This is a genomic window from Spongiibacter sp. (assembly GCF_041602295.1).
Taxonomy (GTDB): Bacteria; Pseudomonadota; Gammaproteobacteria; order Pseudomonadales; family Spongiibacteraceae; genus Spongiibacter.
On sequence record NZ_JBFIGO010000028.1, the window covers coordinates 20145 to 29328 of the forward strand.

At 58.2% G+C, this 9184-nt stretch carries 8 protein-coding genes; 4 read left to right on the forward strand and 4 right to left on the reverse strand.

What is annotated here, in order from left to right; all coding sequences use genetic code 11:
• Nucleotides 1-24: 24 nt before the first annotated feature.
• Nucleotides 25-1503, forward strand: a complete 1479-nt coding sequence (locus ABYM29_RS07030) for an ATP-binding cassette domain-containing protein (protein WP_372863905.1) — start codon at nucleotides 25-27, stop codon at nucleotides 1501-1503.
• On the opposite strand, the gene mrcB is transcribed toward ABYM29_RS07030, so the two are convergent.
• Entirely contained in the window at nucleotides 1484-3787 is a 2304-nt protein-coding gene (mrcB, locus tag ABYM29_RS07035; RefSeq protein ID WP_372863907.1) for a penicillin-binding protein 1B, read from the reverse strand. The two genes, ABYM29_RS07030 and mrcB, sit on opposite strands and share 20 nt — an antisense overlap.
• Nucleotides 3788-3867: 80 nt before the next feature.
• On the opposite strand from mrcB, the gene ABYM29_RS07040 reads away from it, so the two are divergent.
• On the forward strand, nucleotides 3868-4869 hold the full coding sequence (locus tag ABYM29_RS07040) for an adenosine kinase (RefSeq protein WP_372863910.1): 1002 nt from the start codon (nucleotides 3868-3870) through the stop codon (nucleotides 4867-4869).
• 66 nt (nucleotides 4870-4935) lie between these two features.
• Here the strand turns inward: ABYM29_RS07040 and ABYM29_RS07045 are convergent, their stop codons facing one another.
• From ABYM29_RS07045 to ABYM29_RS07055, 3 genes are read right to left on the reverse strand one after another with little or no spacing between them, the layout of a single operon-like run.
• Nucleotides 4936-5526 carry a YajG family lipoprotein gene (locus ABYM29_RS07045; RefSeq protein WP_372863912.1) on the reverse strand — a complete coding sequence of 197 codons (591 nt, stop codon included), beginning with the start codon at nucleotides 5524-5526 and terminating at the stop codon, nucleotides 4936-4938.
• 3 nt (nucleotides 5527-5529) lie between these two features.
• Nucleotides 5530-6567 (reverse strand): DUF2333 family protein, encoded by a 1038-nt coding sequence (locus ABYM29_RS07050; RefSeq protein ID WP_372863914.1) that lies wholly within the window; start codon nucleotides 6565-6567, stop codon nucleotides 5530-5532.
• The gene (locus ABYM29_RS07055; RefSeq protein WP_372863917.1) at nucleotides 6567-7031 is read right to left on the reverse strand and encodes a copper chaperone PCu(A)C; all 465 of its coding nucleotides are present in this window, start codon (nucleotides 7029-7031) and stop codon (nucleotides 6567-6569) included. The genes ABYM29_RS07050 and ABYM29_RS07055 overlap by 1 nt, the downstream gene beginning before the upstream one ends.
• Nucleotides 7032-7165: 134 nt before the next feature.
• Between ABYM29_RS07055 and ABYM29_RS07060 the strand changes: the two genes are divergently transcribed.
• The gene (locus ABYM29_RS07060; protein WP_372863918.1) at nucleotides 7166-8848 is read left to right on the forward strand and encodes a protein-disulfide reductase DsbD family protein; all 1683 of its coding nucleotides are present in this window, start codon (nucleotides 7166-7168) and stop codon (nucleotides 8846-8848) included.
• A 169-nt stretch (nucleotides 8849-9017) separates the two neighbouring features.
• A partial coding sequence (locus ABYM29_RS07065; protein ID WP_372863920.1) for a type II 3-dehydroquinate dehydratase occupies nucleotides 9018-9184 on the forward strand: 167 nt, incomplete at its 3' end.

Genomic DNA, 9184 nt, shown 5'->3' on the forward strand with positions numbered 1-9184 from the left:
CATCCAGCGCGCCACGCAGTGACCATGCCAGACTACCTCGTTAAGCTCGACAATATCCGCTTTGCCTACCAGTTGGAGCCGGTGCTGGATAACTTCAACTGGAGCTGGCCCAGCGGCCGGCATATCGCCATTGTCGGCGGCAATGGCAGCGGCAAAACCACTCTTGCGCAACTGCTGACCGACACCTTGCGCGCCAACCGTGGCGAGCGTCGCTTCGGCACCGGTATTGCTCCCCGGGACATTCTGCATGTCTCCTTCGACCAGCACCGCGCACTTATGGAGCACGACCGACGTTTCGATGACAGTGAATCTCGGGACGACGCCTTTGACATTGGCACCCGCGTACAAGAGGCCATTTTACAGGGCCGGCAACCCGACCCGCAGTTCTTCACCCTCTGTCAGCGCCTTGGTATCGACCACATCCTGCAGCGCGGCATTCGCTTTATTTCCACCGGCGAGAGCCGCAAAACCCTGTTGGCCCGCGCCCTGTATGCAAAGCCAAAGGCGATAATTATCGACAACCCACTGGAGGGCCTGGATAGTCAAGCACAGCGCGATATACGCAAGTTGTTAGACGAACTCATCGCCTCGCCCACGCCAGTACTATTGTTGACCAAAAGCAGCGAAGACATTCCGGCCGGCATTGACGAAGTACAAATCATGGAAAACGGCGCGATCAGCGCCCACTGCAGCCTCGCACAGGCCCGTCAGCACTTTGCCCCGCGCCGGCACTTCAGCAAACCCCTGCCGATCTCCGTGAGCGAAGCCTGGCCAGCTGATTCGCCCTTGCTAGAGCTGCGCAGTGTCAATGTGAGCTTTCGCGGCACAGCCGTTTTGCACGACATTAACTGGCGGCTTCTGCCCCGGCAACACTGCTGGATTAGCGGCCCCAATGGCGCGGGAAAATCAACTCTGCTGGGGCTGCTTTGCGGTGACAACGACAAGGCCTACGGCCAGCATGTCGAGCTGTTTGGCAAACGCCGGGGCAGCGGTGAAAGTATCTGGGATATCAAGAAACAGTTCGGCCTGCTCAATACCAACATGCAACTCAATCAGCTCAAGCGCGTCAAGGCCATCGACGTGATCGCCTCGGGCTTCTTTGACTCTATTGGACTCTACGACAAACCCACTGCCACCCAGCAACAATTGTTACTGCGCTGGCTAGACGCCCTGGAATTACTCCCGCTGCGCGAGCAGCGTTTTGAGCGCCTATCATTTGGGCAACAGCGGATGATATTACTGGCCAGAGCTCTGGTGAAATCACCGCGCATTTTAATTCTCGACGAACCCTGCATTGGCCTGGACGAACAACAGCGTGCGCGACTGCTGGGCGCGGTGGATCAAATAGCCGCGCAGAGCCAAATACAAATACTTTTTGTGAGTCACCGCGCCGACGAAATCCCTGACTGTATCAACCAGCGACTGGAGTTAATTCCCTGCCATGCCGGAGGTTATACCGCTGTTGTCAGGGACGACCTAAATCTCAGTCAAACACCCCTTTAAACCAATTCCACATTTTTTCGCCGTCGGGCTTACATCCGCCGCTACCCTGGGGCTCGCTGCCGCGAATGAACGGCATGTAGCGCGCATTGTCGCACCAGGACTGACTGCGCAGCCCGGTATCGGCATCCACCCACAGATACTCGATATTATCTCGCCGGGCAAAGGGCATTTGCTCGGTACTGGCCTCGGCCATAAACTGCCGCCACACACGCAAAGCGCCACTGGCACCGGTCAAACCGGTAGAGGCATTATTGTCCAGCCCGATCCAAACCACCGCCAAATAATCGCCGGCGAACCCGGCGAACCAGCTGTCGCGAGTATCGTTACTGGTACCGGTTTTACCCGCTACCCGATAGTCCTTGGGCAACACATTATAGATCGACTTGCCGGTGCCCTCGCGCACTGTTTCCAGCATGGCGTACTGCAACAGGTGCACGGGTGCTGGATCGAGCACCTGCTTGGGTTGCTGGGGATAACGTGCCAGCGGCTTGCCGTTAGCATCGGATACCGCATAAATAGTACGCAGCGGCGTATAGCGACCGTCGGCAGCGATCGTCTGATACATTGCCGCCACTTCTATCGGCGCCAATGCAGCAGCCCCCAACAGCATCGATGGCACCTCCAGCAGCGGCCGGTGTACACCCAGGCGCTGGAACATTTCCATCACACTGCCCAAGCCAACATCCAAACCGAGATTGGCCGTAGCCAAATTATAGGAATGCGACAGTGCACTGTGCAGCGGCACCATCCCGTGGGCCTTGCGGTCATAATTGAGTGGCCGCCACAAACTGCCATCGGCATTGGGCACACTCAGCGGTTCATCGCGCAACGGAGTGAGCAGGTTGTAGCGCTCGGGCTGATTAAGTGCGGTGAGATACACCGCCGGCTTAGCCAGCGAACCGATCGGCCGCAGAGCGTCCAGGGCACGGTTAAAGCCGGCATAGCGCGGCCGCCGACCGCCAATCACCGCCACCACATCGCCACTATCCACGGCGGTCACCACCATTGCCACCTGCAGGTCTTTTTTGCGACTCTCCAGCTGTGCCAGAGCCTTGGCAGTCGCCGCCTCTGCGCGACGCTGCAGCAAAGGGTCAAAAGGCGTAAAAATCCGCAAGCCCTTTTTCTGCAAATCCTGGCGGGCGTAGTCCCGGCTCAACTGGCGGCGCACCAAGTCCACATAAGCGGGATACACGCCGGCCAGTGCAGAGCTTTTTGACAGACTCAAGGGTTCCGCCTGCCAGGCCCTTAGCTGCTCGGGATTCAACCAGCCCTCCTCGGCCAGCTCCGCCAACACCGTATTGCGACGCGCCACCGCGCGAGCCGGGTGACGCCAGGGATCGTAATAAGAAGGGCCTTTCACCATGCCCACCAACATCGACACCTGGGCTAAATCCAGCTCCTGCAGCGGCCGATTGAAATAGTGGCGCGCAGCAAGCGCGAAGCCGTGAATTGCGCGATTGCCCTCCTGCCCGAGGTACACTTCGTTGAGATAGGCTTCAAGAATACGATCCTTGCTGTAATGCAACTCGGTCAACAGCGACATGGCCGCTTCTTTAAATTTCCGCCACAAGCTGCGCTCATTACTCAGCAAGGTATTCTTGACCAGCTGCTGGGTTAGCGTGCTACCGCCCTGCACAGTGCGCCCAGCCTTTAAATTAACCAGCAAGGCGCGCGCAATACTGCGCGGCGAGATGCCGAAGTGCGAATAAAAGTGACGATCTTCCACCTGCAATAGGGTTTCAACCAGCATCTGCGGCGCCTCGTCCAGCGACAACATTAGGCGATCTTCGTGCCGATCGGGATACACCCCGCCAATCACCGTGGGCTCCAGCTGTTCTTCAACAATGCGCTCACCCAAGGCATTGCGCACTATGCCCACCGTAGTGGCCGCCATTTGAACGGTGATCTTACGGGCTTCGCGGCGACCGTCCGCGAAGTCGAAGGCCCGTAAATATATGGTTAAAACATCCCCCTGACGCCAATAGCTGCCGGGTTCGCTCACCAAGCGCGCTTTGCGGTAACCGAGGTTGGCAAGCTCTTCCTCCAGCTCAAAGGCCGTTAGCACAGCCCCTGACGCCAGCACCAAAGGCCGCGCATAAACCTTAGCGGGCTGGTCATAACGCTGCGGATCAAACGCCCCGCGCACCTTGGCATCGCAGTAAGCGAAAAACACCAGCAGCGGCACCAGCGCCGCGATACAAAGCTTGAAAAACAGTTCGCGCCAACTGCGCGGCCGCGGCAGTCGTGCCCAAAAGCGGCGAACGGTAGTTTTCTTGTTTGGCATGAAACGCTCTCGTTGAATTACAAATCCCGTCTAGGCGGGGATAATAGCCCGCACTTTACTGCAAGTTATTGGCAAATAAGATGAAAAAATATCATGTTTACGGCATCGGCGCGGCCTTGGTCGACACCGAAATCCAAGTGCAAGACAGCGAACTGAAGCAAATGGGCGTAGAGAAAGGCTTGATGACTCTGGTCGATGAGGCGCGTCAGCAGGCCTTGTTGGACAGTTTGGAAGGCCACTTGGTTCACTCTCGCCAGGCCAGTGGTGGCTCAGCCTGCAACTCGGTTGTCGCCGCCGCCTACTTTGGCGCCAGCGGCTACTACTCCTGCAAAGTGGCCAATGACGCCCACGGCGACTTTTTCCTGCAAGATATTCGCGCTGCCGGCGTCGACAGTAATTTTGACCTGAACCGCGACCCGGGCACCACCGGAAAGTGCCTGGTCCTCATCAGCCCCGACGCCGAGCGCAGCATGAACACCCACTTGGGTATCAGCGCTGAACTGTCGATCAAAGAACTCAACGAAAGCGCACTGGCCGACTCCGAATACTATTACATGGAAGGCTATCTGGTGACCTCCGACAGCGGTCGCACTGCCGCCATTCGCGGTCGCGAAGTCGCTGAACAAAACGGCGTGAAAACCGCCCTGAGCTTTTCCGACCCCGGCATGGTCGAATTTTTCCGCGACGGCCTTAGCGATATGCTCGGTGGCGGCGTCGACCTGCTGTTCTGCAATGAAGCCGAGGCACTGCAGTGGGCCGGCAGCAACTCGCTGCATGAAGCCGTCACCGCAATCAAGGAAGTCGCCAAGCAATTTGCCATTACCCTGGGCGCCAAAGGCGCGCTGGTATACGACGGCGAACAATTGCACGAAATCGCTCCCCACCGTGTATCGGCAGTGGATACCAACGGTGCTGGCGACATGTTTGCCGGCGCCTTCTTGTATGCCATCAGCCACGGCCGCAGCCACGCCGAAGCCGGCAAACTGGCCAGCCGCGCCGCCGCTGAGGTGGTCTCTCACTACGGGCCGCGCCTGCCCGGCCCGCTACACGCTGAATTGCGCCGCGAAATATTGGGTGCCTAGCGTTCAAGCCGCAAGCCAAAAGGGCGCCGCAAGGCGCCCTTTTTTTTTGGGGGGGGGAGCGCCGGTTTATCGCGCCAACAAGAAGCGCTGCAAATTCAAGTCGGCCAGCATGCTATCGAGCACTTCCACCACCAACTTGTTAACCAACTCGGTATTGTGGGGCTCACTGGGCGCGTTGAAAAACTTTTCCTTGCGCTTCACCCGGTAACGCCCCTCATAACGCTTGTCGCTGCGCGTCGCCTCGATACGCACCACTGCCAACATATCCATATCGTAACCCACCCCGTCCTGTAGCGGGTGGTTGTACACCAGCGACTCAAATACGACGTGCAGGTCGGCGGTGTCGGGACTGAGGCTATCCACCGCAAACCCCATTTCTTTAAGGCGCGCCTTTAACACAGGCTGCACAGCCAACGACAAGCTGTTTTGCAAACTGATCAATGCGGTATCGCGATAGGCACCACCGCGACTCCCCAGCACCGTCTCGCTGCGGCCATCACTAACGCGGACATGCACCGGCTGCCCACTGGCCAATGTTTCCGGCGCCTCGGCAAAAGTCGGTGCCAACACGATTTTCTGTGGGCTCTGCGCGCAAGCCACCAGCACCAAGCTGCTTACAGCGACAACAACATTCATAAACAAACGTGACAGATTCATGCTTTATCCTTGGGCAAGTAAATCGCGCAAATCAATAATGGCGGCATTGGCTCTGGAAATATACGAGGCCATCACCAGTGAGTGATTCGCCAACAGACCAAAGCCACTGCCATTGAGCACCATTGGGCTAAACAAGCTTTGCTGAGTTCCCTCCAGCTCGCGAATAATTTGCCGCAGACTAACCGTCGCATTTTTATCGTCCAGCACATCGGCAAAGTCGTGCTCGGCAGCCTTGAGAAAATGAATCAGCGCCCAGGCACTGCCGCGCGCTTCATAAAACACATTATCGATTTTCAGCCAGGGGGTTTTCACCCGCTGTTCAGACGCCGACGGCGTGGACTGGCGCGCACTGGGGTCATTGGCCAAATCCGTATTGACCCGCGGCCGCCCGACACTGCTACTAAGACGCTGTGACAGACTGCCAAGGCGCGACTCCACCACCGTCAGCCAGTAGCGCAGGTTGTCGGCCCGCGCATAAAACTGCGCCTGGGGTTGATCGACATCGCTGAGACGGCTGCGGTATTTCTTCAGGTAGCGAATGCCCTGGCGGTATTCAGACTCCGAAGCCGGCACCGCCCAACTGTTCGACGAAAAGTTAAAGCGCGGCTCAGCCTTGGCCAAATCGGGGTCTTCCTGGGACTGCGACTGCGAGCGACTGTAGCTTTCACGCATCGCGCGACTCAGGTCGCGTACCTGCATCAGCACCCCGTACTCCCAGGCCGGCATATCATCCATCAACAGCCCCGGGGGGGTAATATCATTGCTAATAAAACCACCGGGTTTATCCAGCAACAACTCGGCAACATCAATCAGCGCCGAGGTCGTCGCCGATCCAACCACCGCCTGACGGCTGTTATCGCGATCAAACTGCGTAGCCGGATGCCCGGGAGTAAAACTCCAATAGATCCCCAGCAGACACACCATCACTAGATATACCAAGCCCACGTAAGCCGTGATACGCGCAATATTGCGGTTACCCAGCCAATCCTGCAGGGCTTCCTTGACGCTAAACACCAAGTCGCCAATGCGCTGTTTGATCATTATTCCTGTCCTCGTTGATGGTGGTGATGCCCTGCCGGGCTGGCCTCGTTCAGCACGCTGCGCACCGTGGCATCAATCTGCAGTGTGTCGCCGCCCTCGGTCAACAGGCTAAAACTTACCTGCTCGCCATCGCGCAGCGGCCGCCGAAGATTAATAAGCATTAAATGATAGCCCCCCGGGGCGAAATGCAAACGCTCGCCACTGCCGATAGTCACCGCGTCCTGGCGACGCATACTCATCATGCCATTGCGCTCAGCATGGCTATGAATCTCCAGGCGATCAGCGATATCGCTACTGCCGGCACGCAGCGTCACGGGCAGCGACGCAGGATTGTGCAGCGAAAAAAACGCCGCCGTATTCTTCTGTCCCGGAGGCAAGCCGCGCACATAGGCATCGTGAATATCCACCCCCCAGCTGCTGAGTGGCAATAAACACATAAGCCAAAAAAGGCTATTTCGGGTCATAGATATCTCCTGAGCACAGAGCCGCGACAGCGCCGCCGATCTGACATACTATGGGCGCCCGGATGTTGCCTCAAACTGTAACAACAGCCGCGCGATGCATCCAATGATAACGCCACTTCGCAGCGATAGTATTTATGAGCCGGTTATTATTACTGTTTTGTATACTCAGCCTCAGCGCGCTGAGTCACGCCTCGCCCTTTAACAATGGCAGCTCCGTCTCCTTCGACCAGCAGCCGACATTTTTGCCCGTTGAGAAGGCCTACCGCGCTGAACTCAGCGTCACCGACGATCAACAACTGCAGATTGACTGGCACATTGCCGACGGCTACTACCTCTACCGCGAACGCTTTGAAGTACTTGTCAGTCGCGGCGGCCAAACGCTGCCGACAACCATCGAATACAGCCCTGGCAAAGTCAAAGACGACCCCTACTTTGGCAAAACCGAAGTCTACTATCTGGGCACCACCCTGCGCGTTGCGGGCATCGATGCGTTTGCCAACACTCAAATCACCCTCAGCTCACAGGGCTGCGCCGACGCCGGCCTGTGCTATCCACCGCGCAGCCAATATTTCCGCGCTGACAGCCAGGGCCAATTCCAGGAAGTGGCATCGCTAACGCCGATTGCCCCCCCGGCCAGCAGTAATCCCCGCGACCCGGGCTTGCTCATCATATTGCTGCTGGCCGCCGCTGGCGGCGCCCTGCTCAACCTAATGCCCTGCGTCTTTCCCGTACTCGGCTTGAAAGTATTGAGCTTTAGCAATGCCCACCGCGGCAGCCCCGCCAGCCACGGCCTGGTCTACAGCGGCGGCGTGGTGCTCAGCTTTGTCCTCGTCGCGGCGCTGCTGATCGGCTTACAGCAAGCCGGTCAATCCGTCGGCTGGGGCTTCCAGCTGCAGTCACCGCTGTTTGTGGCAATGCTTGCCAGCCTGTTCTTTGTACTCTCGCTGAATCTTCTCGGGCTGTTTGAACTCGGTGGCCGCTGGATGAATATCGGCAGCGACGTCAGTCGCGAGCCCGGCTATCGCGGCAGCTTCTTTACTGGCGTATTAGCCACCCTCGTCGCCAGCCCCTGTACGGCGCCGTTTATGGGCAGCGCGGTGGGCTTTGCGGCCAGCCAACCCCCCGCCGTAGCGCTGCTGGTATTTGCCAGCCTAGGCGCCGGCATGGCCCTGCCGGTACTGCTGTTGACACTGTTTCCCCAGTGGCTGTCCCTACTCCCCAAGCCCGGCCCGTGGATGCTTCACCTGCGTCAACTGATGGCGTTTCCGCTGCTCGCCACCGCCATTTGGCTCGCCTGGGTGGTAGCCCGCCAAACCGGTGCCAACGGCATTGCCGGCACCCTACTGGTGTGGCTGCTGCTGGGCTTTGCGGTATGGCTGTGGTCACTGGGTGGCCGCGGCAAGTGGCTGGCGTTGGTGAGTCTAGCCGCGACCCCGGCCCTGCTATACGCCAGCCTCAACAGCCAAACCGCTGCTGACAACAGTGAGGGCTTTGACCGCAGCCAGATTCAGGCACTGCGCGAATCCGGTCGCAGCGTCTTTCTCGATGTCACCGCCGACTGGTGCATCACCTGTGCCGCCAATGAATCACTGGTGCTCAATACCAAGGAAATTCGCCAAGCCTTCGCCCAAGCCGAGGTCAGCTATGTGGTGGCCGACTGGACCCGCTACGACCCCGCCATCACCCAGCTGCTGGCTGACTTTAAGCGCAACGGCATCCCGCTCTACGTCTACTACCCCAGCGACCTCAGCCGGCCGCCCCAGCTGCTGCCTCAGGTGCTGACGAAAGACATAGTCAAAGCCGCCATTGGCCGCTGACAGCGCCCAGCAGTGTTAACACTGAAAACACTTACTTCCGACAAAAACCGTGCATCGTCTGCAATCTTGCCGGAAACTTGCAGACATCGTAAAAAATTGATTAGATTCGTTGGACTCGCTTTTTCAATTGCGGCAAACTACGCAAAATTTTTAACTAGCTCGGTGAAACATGGCATCGATACTCGTGCTGCACGGCCCCAACCTCAATCTCCTCGGCACCCGAGAGCCGGAGGTTTATGGCCATCAAGGCCTCGCCGATATCGACCAGCAGCTGCAGCAAGCGGCACTGGAAGCCGGCCACCACCTGCAGAGCCTGCAGAGCAACTCTGAAGTCGA